The sequence below is a fragment of the Methanohalophilus sp. RSK genome, assembly GCF_003722075.1.
Classification (GTDB): Archaea; Halobacteriota; Methanosarcinia; order Methanosarcinales; family Methanosarcinaceae; genus Methanohalophilus.
The window spans coordinates 1-16,438 of sequence record NZ_RDSK01000012.1; the positions used below are offsets into that span (position 1 = coordinate 1).

19 protein-coding genes and 1 pseudogene are annotated in these 16,438 nt (G+C 43.5%); 2 read left to right on the forward strand and 18 right to left on the reverse strand.

All coding sequences use genetic code 11. The annotated features are described in order from the left end of the window. The 8 genes and pseudogenes from EFE42_RS04575 to EFE42_RS04605 all read right to left on the reverse strand — a co-directional run. The coding region (locus EFE42_RS04575) for a B12-binding domain-containing protein (protein WP_199724072.1) at positions 1 to 232 on the reverse strand (232 nt) is incomplete at its 3' end. 162 nt (positions 233 to 394) lie between these two features. Continuing rightward, a complete protein-coding gene (locus tag EFE42_RS10615) occupies positions 395 to 532 on the reverse strand; it encodes a hypothetical protein (protein ID WP_199724086.1) in 138 nt (45 codons plus the stop codon). 13 nt (positions 533 to 545) lie between these two features. Further along, positions 546 to 839: a hypothetical protein gene (locus tag EFE42_RS04580; RefSeq protein ID WP_123136144.1), complete on the reverse strand. Its 294-nt coding sequence runs from the start codon at positions 837 to 839 to the stop codon at positions 546 to 548. A 16-nt stretch (positions 840 to 855) separates the two neighbouring features. Then, positions 856 to 1,839, reverse strand: coding sequence for a hypothetical protein (locus EFE42_RS04585; RefSeq protein ID WP_123136385.1), 984 nt, complete (start codon positions 1,837 to 1,839; stop codon positions 856 to 858). A gap of 179 nt (positions 1,840 to 2,018) precedes the next feature. Beyond that, positions 2,019 to 2,669 (reverse strand): B12-binding domain-containing protein, encoded by a 651-nt coding sequence (locus EFE42_RS04590; protein ID WP_123136145.1) that lies wholly within the window; start codon positions 2,667 to 2,669, stop codon positions 2,019 to 2,021. A 34-nt stretch (positions 2,670 to 2,703) separates the two neighbouring features. Continuing rightward, positions 2,704 to 4,194 (reverse strand): annotated as a pseudogene (gene mttB / locus EFE42_RS04595) ([trimethylamine--corrinoid protein] Co-methyltransferase). 675 nt (positions 4,195 to 4,869) lie between these two features. Continuing rightward, entirely contained in the window at positions 4,870 to 6,495 is a 1,626-nt protein-coding gene (locus EFE42_RS04600; RefSeq protein ID WP_123136146.1) for a methylamine methyltransferase corrinoid protein reductive activase, read from the reverse strand. A 127-nt stretch (positions 6,496 to 6,622) separates the two neighbouring features. After that, on the reverse strand, positions 6,623 to 7,207 hold the full coding sequence (locus tag EFE42_RS04605) for a hypothetical protein (RefSeq protein WP_123136147.1): 585 nt from the start codon (positions 7,205 to 7,207) through the stop codon (positions 6,623 to 6,625). Between the two features lie 213 nt (positions 7,208 to 7,420). Between EFE42_RS04605 and EFE42_RS04610 the strand changes: the two genes are divergently transcribed. Both EFE42_RS04610 and EFE42_RS04615 read left to right on the forward strand, forming a co-directional pair. Then, on the forward strand, positions 7,421 to 7,750 hold the full coding sequence (locus EFE42_RS04610; RefSeq protein WP_123136148.1) for a DUF6951 family protein: 330 nt from the start codon (positions 7,421 to 7,423) through the stop codon (positions 7,748 to 7,750). 30 nt (positions 7,751 to 7,780) lie between these two features. Beyond that, positions 7,781 to 8,014, forward strand: a complete 234-nt coding sequence (locus EFE42_RS04615; protein ID WP_370448666.1) for a histone family protein — start codon at positions 7,781 to 7,783, stop codon at positions 8,012 to 8,014. Between the two features lie 3 nt (positions 8,015 to 8,017). Here EFE42_RS04615 and EFE42_RS04620 read toward each other — a convergent pair whose 3' ends face one another. The 10 genes from EFE42_RS04620 to mmcA form a co-directional block, all read right to left on the reverse strand. Beyond that, positions 8,018 to 8,524, reverse strand: a complete 507-nt coding sequence (locus EFE42_RS04620; protein WP_123136149.1) for a small multi-drug export protein — start codon at positions 8,522 to 8,524, stop codon at positions 8,018 to 8,020. 9 nt (positions 8,525 to 8,533) lie between these two features. Next, positions 8,534 to 9,490 (reverse strand): replication factor C small subunit, encoded by a 957-nt coding sequence (locus tag EFE42_RS04625; RefSeq protein ID WP_123136150.1) that lies wholly within the window; start codon positions 9,488 to 9,490, stop codon positions 8,534 to 8,536. Positions 9,491 to 9,591: 101 nt separating this feature from the next. After that, entirely contained in the window at positions 9,592 to 9,933 is a 342-nt protein-coding gene (locus EFE42_RS04630) for a DUF4870 domain-containing protein (RefSeq protein WP_123136151.1), read from the reverse strand. 4 nt (positions 9,934 to 9,937) lie between these two features. Beyond that, entirely contained in the window at positions 9,938 to 10,735 is a 798-nt protein-coding gene (locus tag EFE42_RS04635; protein WP_123136152.1) for a Fe-S cluster domain-containing protein, read from the reverse strand. Further along, positions 10,732 to 11,319 carry an Rnf electron transport complex subunit RnfA gene (gene rnfA, locus EFE42_RS04640; RefSeq protein WP_123136153.1) on the reverse strand — a complete coding sequence of 196 codons (588 nt, stop codon included), beginning with the start codon at positions 11,317 to 11,319 and terminating at the stop codon, positions 10,732 to 10,734. Before rnfA ends, EFE42_RS04635 begins: the two co-directional genes overlap by 4 nt. Position 11,320: 1 nt before the next feature. Beyond that, on the reverse strand, positions 11,321 to 11,938 hold the full coding sequence (rnfE, locus tag EFE42_RS04645; RefSeq protein ID WP_123136154.1) for an Rnf electron transport complex subunit RnfE: 618 nt from the start codon (positions 11,936 to 11,938) through the stop codon (positions 11,321 to 11,323). Positions 11,939 to 11,951: 13 nt separating this feature from the next. After that, positions 11,952 to 12,521 (reverse strand): Rnf electron transport complex subunit RnfG, encoded by a 570-nt coding sequence (gene rnfG, locus EFE42_RS04650; RefSeq protein ID WP_123136155.1) that lies wholly within the window; start codon positions 12,519 to 12,521, stop codon positions 11,952 to 11,954. Beyond that, positions 12,514 to 13,437, reverse strand: coding sequence for an Rnf electron transport complex subunit RnfD (gene rnfD, locus EFE42_RS04655; protein WP_123136156.1), 924 nt, complete (start codon positions 13,435 to 13,437; stop codon positions 12,514 to 12,516). Before rnfD ends, rnfG begins: the two co-directional genes overlap by 8 nt. A 1-nt stretch (position 13,438) precedes the next feature. After that, positions 13,439 to 14,794, reverse strand: coding sequence for an Rnf electron transport complex subunit RnfC (gene rnfC, locus EFE42_RS04660; protein WP_123136157.1), 1,356 nt, complete (start codon positions 14,792 to 14,794; stop codon positions 13,439 to 13,441). Between the two features lie 14 nt (positions 14,795 to 14,808). Continuing rightward, positions 14,809 to 16,395, reverse strand: coding sequence for a methanogenesis multiheme c-type cytochrome (mmcA, locus tag EFE42_RS04665; protein ID WP_123136158.1), 1,587 nt, complete (start codon positions 16,393 to 16,395; stop codon positions 14,809 to 14,811). Positions 16,396 to 16,438: the final 43 nt, after the last annotated feature.

The following is a 16,438-nucleotide window of genomic DNA, read 5'->3' on the forward strand; positions in this document are numbered from 1 at the left end:
CGGATGATTCAGGCATATCGTCTTTAAGTTCGTCCACACCGGCCTGCATGGCTTCTGCAGCCATCATAACATGTGGAAGGAATAATTTACCCCTTTCAAAAAGGGTACCGACTTCATTCATACCTGCTGCAAGACCATTCTCAATGATGTCGGGAGCCTCGAGTTCACCACGGGCTTTTTCGACAGCAGCAAGAACCTGGTCCTTCTTGCAACTTACAATAGCGTCAGACAATTCTTTGTATAATTCTTCTTTTGTCGTTGTTACAACCTCCTTAAAAAGTTCTATAGTGGAACTATAGAAAAAACACAATCAGCGATGGATATTGGCATGTGAACACCCACCTGCCAACTCCATCAACTGCTTAATATCTATATATATTTTACGTTTTAAAGTTTAGAATTTAGATACCCAGGTCCTTGCCTGCCAGAGTGCCAGAAAGGCAATAACCAGTACAACTAACATCCACACATATTCCCCTGCAGGGACATGTGAAGAGCCAAAGAATGCTGTATATGCTTCCATTTGTGTCATTTACAAAGCCTCCTTAGATTGCGTACATACATGCATCGGAAAGTCTGGCTTTTCCATCTTCAGTGATTACATACTTGTGCAGAAGGAATCCCTTCTTGTAAGCACCTTCATCGTCGACCTTAAGATCGACTTCCTTGATGAAACCTATTGCTGCGAGTTCAATCAGGTCCATGTTCAGAGTGTCACGAGCAAAGTCACCCTGCATACCATAATCCTGCATTGCCTGCTTGATGGCCTCATAATTCCAGTATTCATTGCCATCCTGCATAATTTCCATCAATCTAATCTTTCTTGGTAAGTTAGACATTCTTGCTACCTCCTGATCACCTAAGTGTTTCGAGTTCCAGACTCTCTTCGGAGAACATTATGAAGCTACCAGCAATACAGAGAGCACCACCAACCAGCACAGTCCACTGTGGTACGTCACCGAAGAACAAAATGGTGGAAATCACAGCAAACATACCGTAGAGGTTTGCAATACCCTGACCACGTCCTACACCGATAAGTGGGAAGGATTTGTACCAGGAAACATAACAGAATCCGAAAGTGATTCCTGCAAATATGAACATGAGTATTGTCAGAGGCTGGAATACCTGGAATGCATATGTGAAGACCGGGTAACCCATGATTGCGAGCAATGGCAGCGCAATGATTATCCAGATGGCAAGTTCAGAGATGAAACGCAGATGAAGTCCGACATCGGCATTTGCAACGTCAAGACCCTTATCGGCAACAGCACCTTCAATACCCCATCCTGTTGCAGCCATAAGGCCACCAACACATCCTATCCAGCCAACACTACCGGCCTGGAGTTCGGAAATCACACCGCCACCAAAGATGGTAATACCACCGGCGATGATAACAATAATACCCATTGCTGCCCTCTTACTGATCTTCTCCCCATGCCATACATTGGCAAGTGCGGAACCAACAACAGGATAAAGCAATGCTGCAACCGCTGCGAAAGCTCCTCCGACAAATCCCATTGCCATAAAGGAACCAAGAATTGCAACCGGTCCGCCAAATACAGATGCAAATAAGAACCACTTGGAACAGGGCTGGAATGACTTGGCTGTCCTTACCATTTCACCATAGTTACCAAGCACACCATTCCATACGAACAGTGCAAGTACAACTGTCACAGCATTTAGTGCAGTAATCAATACTGCAGTAACTAACAATGCCATACTGTCGCCGCTTGTTGATGCGACTTCAGTGTACATTTCTACGAAGGGTGCAAGACCCCATACGACGGTACCTGGTATATACCAGATACCCCAAAGTACAGCACAGAAAAGTGCCCACATATATCCATTGCGGATACGTCTTCCATGTTCTGCTTGTCTTAATGCTTGTAGATCTACCAAACAAACTCCTCCAGTTCATTTACAAATATTTATAGTTGATATGGCAAATATATATAGATATTAGAGAGGTTATAAATTTGTGGGTGTATTAAACAACACACCCACGCACATCAACGGAATTATTCCATTGCTGCCTTACATTTGGTGACTGCGTCAGCTGCGTTCTCGGCGTAGATGTCTGCACCGATCTTGTTTGCCCAATCCTGAGTAACAGGTGCTCCACCGACCATTGTCTTGACGCCGTCACGTAAACCAGCTTCCTTGAGCTGTTCTTCTATCTGAGTCTGAAGGACCATTGTGGTGGTCATCAGGGCAGAAGAACCAATGATATCTGGTTTATTTTCTTTTACAGCGGTGACGTAGTCAGCTATTGGTATATCTCTTCCGAGATTGATTACATTGAAACCAGCGATCTTGAGCATGGTTGCAACGATATCCTTACCGATGGTGTGAATGTCACCTTCGATGGTACCGATTGCGATTGTACCTTTGTCTTCGGATTTTGCGCCGAGTTTCTCAAGTTCGGGGGTCAGAACTTCAACACCTGCACTCATTGCTTCGGATGCAGCAATGACGTGGGGAAGGAAAAGAGTACCCTGCTCGAACTGGTCACCGATTTCGTTCATTCCGGCTGTGAAGCCTTCCTGAATGAGTGCGACCGGATCAAGTCCTGCGGAGATACATTCTTCTGCAACTTCTACAACTGCTTCGTCATCAAAATCCATGACTGCAGCTTTTCCTTTTTCTTGTAACTCTTCCTGTGTAGCCATTTTTATTCTCCTAAAAATTTAAATTGAAACTAAATTACATTGCGTTCCTGACGTCTTCGTCTGCCCTGTCCATGACAGCCTTCATGTCTTTCATGAGGTCAGCATCTACAGGTGTAACTTCATGGTTCTTCATGACGTCAACTACCTTTTCGTGAGCAACGGTTGCAATCTCTTTGGAACCTGCTGCTTCCCAGTCACCGAACATGTCCCTGTTGATGACTTTTGGATCAGATACTCTGTCGATATAGTTCCTTGTCTGCTTGTGTGCAAGGAAGTTATTACCAATTCCTACCTTCTGGATGGATTCTACACCAAGGGTCAGTTCGTCAACAGGAATTCCCCTCATTGCGGACTTGGTCATCTCGATCATGTCATTGTCGAATACGAGCTGCTCAAGAGAGAAGGTCATACCGAGTTCAAGCATACCTGCACCATAAAGGGTGTTACATCCGGCAAATGCAGGAAGCAGGGTAGTCATTGTCTTCTCGTGACCTGCCTGGCCATCTGGGACCTTGGCATCTGCCTAGGTACCTGCAACAAAGGACGGGAGGCCATAGAACTGTGCAAGTTTACCAACTGCCGCACTGATAAGACCAAGTTCTGGTGCACCTACTGGAGCAGTACCCCTCTTCAGGTCGAAGGTTGTGGTGGAACTACCATACCATACTGAAGTACCTGGTACTACAAGCTGTGCAAGTACGATACCTGCAAGGACCTCTGCATTGTGTGTAACAAGGGTACCAGCACGGAATACCGGGGAAGAACCGCCGGACATAGCCATACTCAGAACATTTACAGGGATACCAAAGCGTGCACCCTTTATGATAACCTGACATGCGTTGCTGCTGAGTTCAAGAGGGCTGGTTGGGCAGAGAAGCATGGAGAAAATTGGTTTCTTACGGGCTTCTTCTTCGTCTCCACCATAGTAGGCATGGACCATGTCTCTGTAGTACTCAACACTATCACCGACAGGGTCAATGTGGTGGTAATGCTTGGAAGTGTTGGTCAATGGTGTGAATGTTTCGTGAACATCCTGTGCACCCTTACCTGCCCAGTCTCTGGCAGATACTGCGAGGGAGTAGTAGTCAATGTTGTCTGCCCAGTCACAGAGTTTGGCAGTGTCTGCTACATCCTGTTCAACGGAATCGACAGTCTTGTACTTACCTGGTGCTTCATAATTGCACATCTTGACACCGGTACCAAAGCAGGTCCAGTTGACCTTACCCTTATGCTCCTGCACAGTATTGTGTTTCTTATCCCGTCCCCAGAGAGTAAACTTTGAGGGACAGTCCATAAGAGCTCTGTTTACAAGGAATTCAGGGATCTTTACGACCTGATTCTTTTCATCGACTTCACAGCCGGCTTCCTTGAAAACCTGTCTTGCTTCAGCATCAGAAACCTGAATACCAGGGTTCATGAAACTTTCCATTGTTGCATAATGGATCTTTCTTAAGTCCTCTTCGGAGAAGAGATTAAGTTCGACACCTTCCAATGGGCGTGCGCCTGGATAGTAGTGTTCTTTCATTTCCTTTCGCTCCTATATTTATTCGATGTTTCGCGGTTTGGTGGATAGCCACCAACACAGGTTTACATCGGACCAGGAGATGGGTGATCCGCATCCCATGCAATTTTTTAGCCAACAAATTACGGGAAGGTAAATCCAACCCTTATTCATTGGCAAACTTACAACCTCCATAGTAAACATAACAAACTTTGCCGAATATCCGTCAAATTTGCAGTGCTGTAAGTTCCATCTCCATTACTAGCTGTCATAATCTGATTTTTAATACGCCCATATATATTTGTCGGTGAAAAACAGACTAGGGGGTCACCATTAATTATCACAAAAGGGAAAGAATAGTAGATATTATTCGATTCAGGATCTATAAATCAACTGAAAATCAATTCTATTTGTCATCGTCCCAATGTTATCAATGTTGAATCATCAATGATAACGGACACTGTTTATATCAAATCAATTTTGCAACAAAATTACATTACAAAAACAAGGCAATTTGCTCCAAAACCCCCAATAACACACAAGTATTATCCAACATATTAATATTGATTATAAAGACAATGTTGTTTCTAAATATCAATTTAGAGTACAATAGGAATACAGAATTATAAGTGACACAAACGGAAATTATAAATAAGAAGAAAAGCGCGCTCCACACGCGCCTGCTAAAAAAGAGAGATATCAGATTGTTTTGATATCAATGTCTATGTAATGAATTGCGTCCACCGGACAAATTGCAACACAGCGATGGCAGGAAGTTCCAAGGCATTTTTCACTATCATAATGCACATATTTCTTACCGCCTTCTTCCAGCGCTATAATAGCATCCTCAGGGCATTCCTCCTCACACTTACGGCAAAGAATACATTCCGGAGCCTCCTCTTCTATTACGATTCCTAGATTGCTCACAACTTCAAGGCCTTCTTTGCCTACTTCATCAATATCCTTTACAACCCTCTTTTCAATTACAGGATCCTTATAAGGCTCAGGTAATGTCGGAAGACCATACATTTCAAGCATCTGATTGTATGTTTCAATGGGCATTCCCTGAGTCCAGTAAGAAAGTTCACAAACATAGAAACTCGAAAACGTCTTGCTCTCGGCCATCATCAAATGATCGGCCTTTATTCTGTTGGCTACTTCCTTAACTTCCTCGAGACGACCTCCATCAAATACAAGCTCCCTTGCAAGTGAGATAGAAGTGTTACCAAATTGCACGATTGATTTGGAGAAATTCGGGCAGGACCCCAGTATTCTGGCTTTATCCGCATCAATATATGCACCTGTTGCACCGGACATATACATATAATCAAGGTCTTCATATGCAAGACCTGCTTCAACAAGTAAAGTCAGGTGTGCAGCACGTATCGCACCAATAGCTTTGCCTGCTTCTTCAATATCCCTGTCATAAATTTCCACACCATCGGCCAGGATAATTTTACCGTTGGGTAGATTTGGAAGTTTCTTGATTAATCCAGTATCCAGGGCAACCGAAATTGCCGCAATTACACCCGTACCGGTAATCCCTTTTGCAATTATGTCACTGGATTCTTTTACATCACCGTTAGTCGGATCAATCAGATGGGCTTTACGGGGAGACATATCCTCATCCAGAATAGTAATTCTCCAATAATCACCCTCAGGATTTACGTCGGATATTGCACCGGGACTTGCAAGCATACCACAGGATATACCCTGCCCCTCAATTGCAGGACCCGCAGCTGCACTGCCAGTAATAATCTTTTCCCCTATTTTCAGCGCCATTTCGGCATTTGTACCATAATCTGTTACAAGAGAAGGTTTTTCCTGCTCATAGAAATCAGTCTTAATCATCATTGCCAGTGCATCGGCACCTATTTCATGCTTGATTGCGGGAGGGACTATGATTTCACAATTTGGAAGAGAGATTACACCATCAAATATCTCAGAAGCATTGAAAACCCGGGCATCACGCACCACATTTTCGACACCAAGCTTCTTTTGCTTGTTTTTACCTGCATAAGCCAGATCGCGGATTTCAATGTTCTGGAAAATTGAAAGCTGTATAGGATTTCCACATATAGCAATACGTCTGATATCTGCCGGATCAACATCAAATCTTTCGATTATTTTCTTTACCGTATCCATCATTATTTCATGTGAAATATCGGGACCTACCTGAATGGAAAAATCCAGATGATCCATCACATTTCCGCCCGGCAGTGGATGGCGCATTGTAATAGCAGTCTTTAAAACATCCTTCGTATCAAGATCGATCAATTGTGCCCGAAAGCCACTTGTTCCCAAATCTAGAGCAATACCATACATGTTATACACCTCTGTTAATGCAGAAAGTAATGTAAAGAGAAGATAAAATCCGAAGATATATAAGGTTTTGTGAAGTGATCACAAAACCACACTGTTACATAATAATTAAATTGCTATACGCTGTAAATCAGCTTTTGTTCTCAAAATCAAATCCCAGCAGGAATGTACCGCTCCCACATTCGTTCTTCTCATACATCCTTTCTTTAATGTATTCATCAGTCGGGGGTGAAGGAGAAGCCAGAATTGCATCACTAACGCCTTCAATACAGCCGACAGATTCACATTCTTTAGGTGGGAGGACAACTACAAGCGGCTCCTTACTGCTATTGGCCTCCATAAGGACCCCCTTATCATAAATGATGATATTGCCTATTACAAGAGAATCAGCGGACTTTTCCACTTCTTCAAGCCTTTCAGCATCCTCAGTATCTTCACCTACTTTTTTATCTTTATGCTTTAAGATTACATTTGGGCCACAGGGCCATTCATAATCCATGTCCGTAAGGAAAGACACAAGTACGTCCATATCAAGTACTTTTTTCACACCCTGATTATCACCTCTACCCAGACCCATTAAAGTCATCTGATCAGCCTTTTCCTCCATTTTCCTTATGGTATCCCTGTCCTCTGAAGAAAGTAACTTTGTAGCACCTACACCTTTTACCTGACCCAGTTTTTCAAGAACCTGTTCTGTTATTTTATCTCTATCCAATTTGTATCCCTCATAAAAGAATGAATTTAATCTTTTTAATAGACTGCTAATAATCTCTTTCTTTTGGATATTTAAGGATGTCGAATTATTACCACTGAAAACTATAGCTAGGAACATAACATAGTGGTTTTGTAAGAATCGTGCATAACTATTATATAAGACCAGCAAACATAATTATCAGATAGAAGCATCAATCTTAACAGGAGTGAAAATATGACAGAAGTTACTGTAAACTCAAGAATCTGTGGTTACAAACATAAAATTAACGCAGAAAAAGAAGGTAAAATGATTAACGTCGATATTGCCAGTCCCTGCAAAAAAATACAGGGAATGTCAAAGATGGAAGTACCCAGAATGGAAATTTTTGACATCCGGGACAACTACATCACCAAAAGGGCACAGGAAGCACACACATGTCCGACCTGTATCGTACCCAGTGGAGCAATTCATGCCTGCCATCTGGAATCAGGATTTATTTCCAAAACACTGGCAAAAGAATCAGGTAGCGTCAGTATCGACTTTGATGAAGAAATTGATGATTAACCCAACAATACAATTATTCTCTAAAAGGAGATAAAGAATAGAATGACAATAATACCAGTTGCACCGGTTGGAAGAGTAATCAGAGAAGCAGGTGCAGAGAGAATTAGTGAAAATGCAAGTGCAGAGCTTGCCAGGATACTGGAAGAATATGGCATAAAAATATCGAATGAAGCCATTGCTCTTGCCAGGCACGCAGGAAGGAAAACCGTTAAAGAAGAAGATATAAAAATGGCAGTTGATATTGCACGCAAGACACGTGACTAAAGTTTAAACTATAAGATCCATAACACCAATCCCCACCAGTGTGGATATGGTAACTATAAAACCGGCAATCATGACCCCTGCCAGAATGGCAATAAGAGCGTGTCTGAATTTTATTCCAAAAACAAAAGCTGCTGCACAGCCGGTCCATGCACCGGTAATCGGAAGCGGGATGGCCACAAACATTACCAGTGCCATGGTCCCGTATTTTTCAAATCTCTCCGAATGGTTACGATGGGTGCGTGCAAAAAGCCACCCAAAAAACCTGTCTAAAATGTAAAAACGCCTGAGCCGGAATGAAACGGGCTCAAGAAACAATAAAAGAGGCACCACTGGAAGCATATTACCAAAAACAGCCAGAAAATATGCTTCCAGAGGGGACATATTGTATAAACCTATAGCTATTGGAACTGCACCCCTGAGCTCGGCTACCGGCAAAGCAGCCATTACTATGGTAGCAAGCCAGGAAGGCACAGTACCCAGTAAATCGATAAGATGGTTACCAAAAAGCATTCAATAACCTTATTTCTCACCTTCGATGGAGAGATGGGCAAGTAAAGCATCCAGCTGGATGCGCTCGTCAGCCCCTTCAGTTATCCTGAAATCGATTTCACCCAACACATCGACAATTGAGACAAGTTTCCGGGCAGGCATGTCAATGTCAAAGAGTGACCTGTAAACCTGACCTACAACGTCTTCCCCCGACAAACCCCTTAAAACCATTAAATCGTCGAGTTTTTTGCGAGATGAAACAAAGTTGCCTCCAAGAGCACTTTCCAAAAGGGCCTTTATTTCTTCAGGATGGGCCGTGGCAGTAATCCGATAAATACTGTCCGCATGGATACTGGTATCAAACATTGAAGCAGCCTGAACGGCGTTTATTGCTTTGCGCATATCCCCTTCTGCAACATATTTGATGGCTTCGATACCATCATCTGCAATATCCAGACCTTCCTTTTCTGCTATATGCCGACAACGTTTGCCTATTGCATCATCGGAAAGAGGACGGAACCTGTAAACCGCACATCTGGATTGGATTGGCTCAATGATCTTGGAAGAATAGTTACATGAAAGAATAAATCTGCAGTTGTTCGTATAGCGTTCCATAGTACGTCTCAATGCAGACTGTGCATCAGGCGTAAGAGCATCGGCCTCGTCAAGAAAGATTATCTTAAAATCCGCTCCACCTATTGGAGAAGTTTTTGCAAAATTCTTTATTTTGGTCCTGACCACATCAATACCGCGCTCATCCGAGGCATTCAGTTCAGTGAAATTTTCCCGCCAATCATCCCCAAAGAGTTCTCTGGCAATTGATACGGCAGTAGCTGTTTTTCCTACACCGGGCGGACCTGAAAAAAGTAAGTGTGGAAGATTATTGGTTTTTATATAGGACCGCAATCTTTCAATTGTATCTGATTGTCCCACCACATCTTCAAGCCTGTAAGGCCTGTATTTTTCAATCCATATTTCTTCTTTCATAGCTATCCTCCAAATACAAAGAGCAAGGGGGAGCAAGAATAAGAGTTAATTAGAGTTTAAATTTTCGCAAAACATGAGAGAAGATGAAGCCAGAAGTGACTTCATCTATAAATCTTTTCATAGGCAAGTTTTCCTGAAAAAGGCAACCTGAACTTTGCACCCCTCCATGCCATAATTACAAGAACAAGTGTCAGGAAGAGGGAAAAGAATCCTGCAAAATCAGCAAGCAACCAGCCTACATATGGAATCCAACCAATAAGGTAGATACCTATAGAAAGAGGCAAAAAGGTCAGCATAGACTGCAATGCATGGAATTGTACAAACCTGTTCTCCCTTTCTATAAGAAGGAATATAAGACCTGTGATCCAGAAACCTACATAACAAAGCACAGCTTCAACGTTTTCATCCAAGCCGGTAACTGTTGAATAACCAAGACGACCCATCAAATCACCTCATTTCAATACAGCCCTGTGGGCATTTTTCCACGCACTTACCACAGGATATACATTTTTCCTGATCGATCTCTGCAAGGAATTTGGTTACATGTACTGCATCCACAGGACATGCCTTCTCACAAAGTTTGCAACCAATACAACCATTTTCACATACTGCTTTTACAGTCTTTCCCTTGTCATGGGACATGCAAACTACATGCACCTTTTCAGATTCCTTTGCAAATACAAGGATATCGTTGGGACAGGATTCAATACAAAGACCGCAACTTGTACACAAATTCTTGTTAATTTTAGGTAACCGATCCTCTCCGATATGGATAGCATCGAATGGACAAGCCCGTACACAGGTTCCCCTACCCATACATCCGTAGTTGCAACCTTTTTCACCTTCAGAAAGCATCATTACGGCTTTACAATCTTCAATACCCTCATAATTGAACCGGTCTACACAGTGCACACCGCCATTGCATCTAACATAAGGGTATTCAGCTTCACCTTCGGAAACTTCCTTTCCCAGAATACCTCCTATTTCCTTTGCTACATCAAAACCGCCAACCGGACATCCGGTAAGTGGGGCATTGTCCTCCACCACATGTTCAGCGAAGTCAGAACATCCGGCATAACCACATGCACCACAATTCACGCCCGGCAGGATTTCAGTTACTTCTTCCACAAGAGGATTTACATCAACCTTGAATTTTTTGGAAGCAACAATCAACATGACACCGATTGCAAGGGTAAGGCCTCCAAGAATGGCCATTGACTGGATTAGCAGGGTTGGCATGCTCATAAGGGTATCACCTTGAAGTAATTAACAAAAGCCATCGAAAGCATTGCAGCAATCAGGAATGCCTGCGGAAGTCCCCTCATTGCAGAAGGTACAGGAAGAATTGTGGTTTTTTCCCTTATACTTGACATCATTACCATGACGATTGTATAGCCCAGCCCTGCCGATATACCAAATACAAGACTCTGCAGGAATGAATATTCATTCATAACGTTCAGCAAAACCACACCCAAAACCGCACAGTTAGTGGTAATAAGAGGGAGGTAGATACCAAGTGACCTGTACAGGGAAGGGATATTCTTCCGCACTACGAATTCAACAAGCTGCACAAGAGCAGCAATTACTACAATGAAACTGATAAGTCTCAAAAACTGAAGATCCAGTGGAACGAGAATGAAAGTATAAATTACATATGAAACAATTGAAGCCATTGTCATTACAAAAATAACAGCTCCGGACATACCTGCTGCACTCTTGGTATCTTTGGTTACACCCAGGAATGAGCACAGTCCAAGAAACTGTATTAAAAGAAAGTTCTTTATGAAAAGACCATCCATGAAAACGGCAAATAGAGCTTTTTCTACCATTTTATTCACCTCTTGCAAGTTTTTTTGCACGTCTGTGGTTGATAATAGCCATAAGAATACCTATTGTAAGGAAAGCTCCCGGAGGCAATATCATATAAGAAGCTGGAGACATCATTGGAATGCTCACTATCATCTGGCCAAACACCACAATCTGACCTGTACCCAGAAGTTCACGGATACCACCTATTGTAACCAGAGCCAGCAGGAAACCTGCAGAAATTCCCAACGCATCTATCAGGGAATAAAACATGTTATTCTTATTAGCATAAGCCTCTGCACGTCCAATAATTATACAATTTACAACGATCAAGGGAATAAAAACACCCAGTGCTGCATATAAAGGAGGTGTATAGGCCTCCATAACCATGTCCACGATTGACACAAATGTCGCAATGATCAGGATAAAGATCGGAAGCCTTACAGTGGATGGAATATAATTCCTCAAAGCAGAAACCATTAGGTTGGCTCCAACCAATACAAAAGCTGTACCAGCAGACATTCCTATCGCATTATCAACCGATGTGGTTACCGCCAGAGCAGGACATAAACCCAGTACAAGGCCAAATGTAGGATTGTCTTTTGTAATTCCACGAATGAATTCGTTGAATGCTTTACTCATACTATCACCTGTTTTACGTTTCCTGCTCCTTTATTTCATCGATCTTTGCATTAAGGGCATCCACCACAGCCTGCGAGGATATTGTTGCACCTGTAATAGCATCAACTGAACCACCGGCACTGGAAAGCTGAAGGTCACTTATGGGGAGTTGCCGGAACTGGCCCTTAAAGTGCTCTTCCATAATTTTAGCACCAAGACCAGGTGTTTCGGATTGCTTCATTACTTCCATTCCTGTAACTTTATTGAAAGAAGTATCTACCCCCCCTGCCAGTTGAATCACATCCTGAGCACCGGATTGAGTCTTGAAGAAAGCATAACCTACCACATTACCCGATGAATCCAGTGCTTTGTAATAAAGAATCTTGCGATCTCCTTCCTCACTTACCTCATTGCCATACACTGGTTCAAAATCAGAAGCAGAAGGAACTACCTGGGAGAGAGCCTCTTTTTTGGCTGCTATTTCATTCTTCTCAAGCTGCTCCTGCGTAGGTACATAGGTCAGGCCTAGCAGTAGAGATGCAATCAGACCAACAAGAACCAGCTTTCCTATGATTACTGCAATGTCTTTACGGGACTCAGTCATCAATTTTCACCCCCAGTTTTTCAAGGGGTATTTTATTCATCATTAAGCGGTATTTACGTTGAAGTAAGGATTCTTCCCCGAATGAGCGAGGCAGAGTGCTATTATCAATAAATGATGCTACACAGTTTGCCAGGAATATACCATAGAAAACCGCAAATACATAGTTTGCAAAGTGACCATATATCACAGTCAACAGGCCACAGAGAATACCATAAATTATTCTTCCGTTCTTTGTCACGGGAGATGAAGGAGAATCAATTGCAAGGAATAACACACCAAATATAAATGCACCGGTTACCACATGACCGATCTTATCCCCAATCAACAGGGCAAGCACAAGAGTTGTCAACGCATAAAAAAGCGGGATCTTCCATTCCACATATCTTTTTAAAATCAGGTATAATCCGCCAGCTAAAGCAATCGGGGATACACCGACAAGCATACCTGCTCCATTTTCAAGAAACAGATCGGATATGCCACCCAATTCGGGGAAAGATGCAGGATGCATGGCAGACCAGTAAGCCAGCTGCAGGAAAACCCAGGCAACAAGCACAGGATTGAAAATGTATGAACCTATACCGCCAAAGGCGTGTTTTCCAATAGCCACTGCAAAAAAGGCACCGACGATCGGAATCCATATAGGAGCTTCACCCGGCACCAGCAGGGCAACCATTAGCCCGATCAGTGCGGCATGGCCATTGGTTACTGTTACTTCCTTTTTGAAGGCTTTCTGTATTACCACTTCCGTAACTACCGCCATACCAATCCCTGCAAGGATAAGGGCAAGGGCATATAGTCCGAAAAAGTAAACCGATACAAGACTTACCGGCAGAAGAGCCAAAAATTTAATCCAGGTTATTTTTCTGAATGTGGTATCTTGCTTGATATGAGGGGGAGCCGATATTGTAAGAGTCATGTTATTCACTTCCGCATGCACATCCTGATTTAAGATTCGATGATTCCTTTTCAGACAGATCTTCATATGCTTTTGCAATGGCTTCCTTGGAATATTGCAACAACTGCATTATGTGTATCTTGCTGGGGCAGACCGAGGAACATCTACCGCATTCTATACAATTTTCCACATACATCTGCTTGCATTCATCAAAACGACCCTGATTTGCAAGAGCTGCTATCCTGTTTGGGATCAGGTCTACGGGGCACACATCGACACAACGGGCACAATGGATACATTCCTTTGAGATATCCTTTAGTACTTCATCTTTGCCCTGAACTATAATCGAGGTAGTCATTTTGGTAACCGGGACTTCTTCCTCATACTGTGCCACTCCCGTGATTACGCCATTTGAAATCAGTTTCGCAGGTTCACCCCTATAACCCCCACAGGCTTCGATGACATCTCTGAAAGGAGTGCCTATTTTTACCAGTAGATGCTGAGGATTATTCACCTGACCGGATACAGTGACCACGGTTTCTATATATGGCATTCCGGTATTGACCAGGTCATGAATGGCTTTTGCGGATTTTACCCCACATATAGCAACCCCTGCACTGGCCGGTGTGCAACGGAAAGGTACTTTCCTGCCTGTCACATTATAAGTGAAATATTCAAAAATATTTTTGCCGTATATCTTGTCCTGTGAAACTACGATAATATCAGTATCCTGGTCATTGAAATAATAATCAACCCTTCTTTTACCGATAAGAGGGGCCACCATTATAGTTTTACCTTCATAATCCAGCCCATCAAAGGCATCGATTGAATCCTTATCATCATTTCTCAGAACAATGACCCCCCGGCTGGCACCGGCAGCTTCCATCAACAAACGGAGCGAATCAAGCATCTGTGATGCGTATTCCAGAGGAGTTTCATAGCTATGCCCAACCCATTCAGATGCAGTGGCATTGACCAGGACTGTATCTATATCACAATCAGGAGGATTCAATACCAGTTGAGTGGGAGTACCGTAATTTTCCACGATACCTGCCTCTTTGATAGCCGAGATTAACTGTTCCTTACCGGAATCTTTGAAGGGAATGAAACTTTCACATTCTGTTTTTTCTACCGGATGGATTATCACGCTGTTTATCCTGTTGCCGGATGGATGTGAACTTTCCTCAACTGAAACCACTTCCCCGCAGACACTGGAATGGATTGCAGCACATTTATCGGAAGGACACTCACCGATCTTCTGGCCAACCTTAACAACGTCCCCCTTACTTACAAGAGGTTCACAAATATCCCCATTGTGCTGCTTGAGAGGAATTATCATTTTTTCAGGGATTGTTTCCATTACATTAATTTCTGTCATCTGGTACCAGCTCCTTAGAATGCGGGCTCCCTTTCTACCTCAGGTGGCTTTGCGCCGGGTATTGTAATATCTATGGTCTTTGCGGAGAAATTGGTTGGAGGATCGGTTTCTGCAGGATCGCTGTCATATCCCAGGGCTGCCCAATCAACCACAGGCCGCACTTCATGACAGGTCAGGCAATCCGGCCTTACCTCAAAGTGGACTTGCTGAAGGGTTTCCGAAGCAGGGACTCCATGACAGTCGTCACACATAAGGGGCTCTGCCATTCCGGTTTCGGGACCTGCTATATTGTGCCCCAGTTTATAGTGAAGATCAACCTGCCTCAGGACAGCATTCGGGTAATCCGGTGTACCGTCATTGTCACCATCATAAGTCTGCATTTCCTCAGAAGTCACATTTCCATCACCATTGGAATCAGCTGCCTTTACCTCGGGTATCGGTATCGGATCACCCTTTGAGGCACTGGTATCCGGATTGGCAAGGATATCGGGATCCTGGCCTGCGTCCCACCAGCTGCCTGTTACCACATTGAAAGGAGCAAGTTTGACATTACTGTCATTCTTGCTGTCAGGTACCTTGATCTCACTTTCCTGCACACCATCTGACCAGGCAAGTTGTGGAGTAAAGTTTTCCATTCTGTAAGAATCCACACGTTCACCTGACGACCAGTTAAAGGACTTAAGTGGTGGAGTTGTCCCGGGCAATTTCCCCCCGGGCAGGGCTGGAATATGGCACGACTGACACTCCAGGAATTCCAGGTGTGCATCTGCAATTGGGCCGTGAGAGATTCCCTCATGACAACCCGCGGCCTCACAACTTTTCATGGAACTCAGCTCACCGTGCACCGACTCTCCCTGTTCACCATTAATCTGATCGTTATCTGTTGCCGGTACGGGTATTTCACTTCCGGCAATGTTGTGTTCTTCTGTGTTGTGGCATTCCACACAGTTGACTTCAGAATGCACATCGTATTCTTCATAATCCTCTGAAGCCCACATCACAGCAGTTGTCGGGACATTCATCTCATGACAGCTGTCTATGCATGAAGTCCTGGTCGGAGCTGCGTTCACAGCATCATGGAAAGTTACAAGCATAGGCAGAGGCGTTAACACATCCAGGGTATAGGTGGCCACATGTAGAGGGTCTTGCTGGACCACAGGAATGGCGTCTTCCATAGCAGCATCGTTAGCAGCGGAGAAATTACCTGATTCAAAAGCCATTGCTCTCTTTTCAGCATCATATAAACCATATTGTTCATGACAGCTCATACAATCGATATCAACGCCGTATTCTTCCAGTTCACCTCCGCCCGGATTATATCGACCATATTCTTTGACCCACTGTTCTTCTCCCTGGACATCAACATTGTAATTGGTTAGGGGTTCCCACTGGGCGATATCCCTCTGTACATGAGAGGATTCGGCAACTTCTTCATACACACCCATATGACAGCCACCACAACTTGAGTCTGTCCATTCTCCATCTGTCATATAGTGCTGTGCAAGAAGATCGTTTCCACTGTATCCCAAATACAGGTTTATCCCTGCTAATACAAGGACTATAAATGAAACCGCAACGAGACTTGCTTTCAAACTTGCCATAAAGATCACACATTATAATTTTGCAACTTCTTCAGATACTGGT